Source organism: Lactococcus petauri (assembly GCF_002154895.1).
GTDB lineage: Bacteria > Bacillota > Bacilli > Lactobacillales > Streptococcaceae > Lactococcus > Lactococcus petauri.
Genome location: NZ_MUIZ01000058.1, coordinates 1 through 206, shown reverse-complemented (window position 1 = coordinate 206; position 206 = coordinate 1). Strand labels below are relative to the sequence as shown.

General features: G+C 41.3%; 1 protein-coding gene. It reads right to left on the bottom strand.

Annotation, left to right across the window (positions count from 1 at the left end):
* The coding region (locus tag BZZ03_RS11870; protein ID WP_198943965.1) for a bacterial Ig-like domain-containing protein at window positions 1-206 on the bottom strand (206 nt) is incomplete at both ends.

Here is a 206-nt window from a genome sequence, read left to right as displayed (position 1 = left end):
GTCATGCACATTTACCGCTGTTTGCTTGTCTTTAACTGTGACTTTGGCTGTACTTGTAACGCCATCATAAGTATAAGTGACATCATATGTTCCTGCTTTAGAAGTATCAACTTTTGAAGCATCTACACTAACTTGTGAGAAGTCGACCGCATTTCCATCTTTATCCAAGGCGGAATCAAAGTTATCTTCTGCTGTCCAGGCATCCC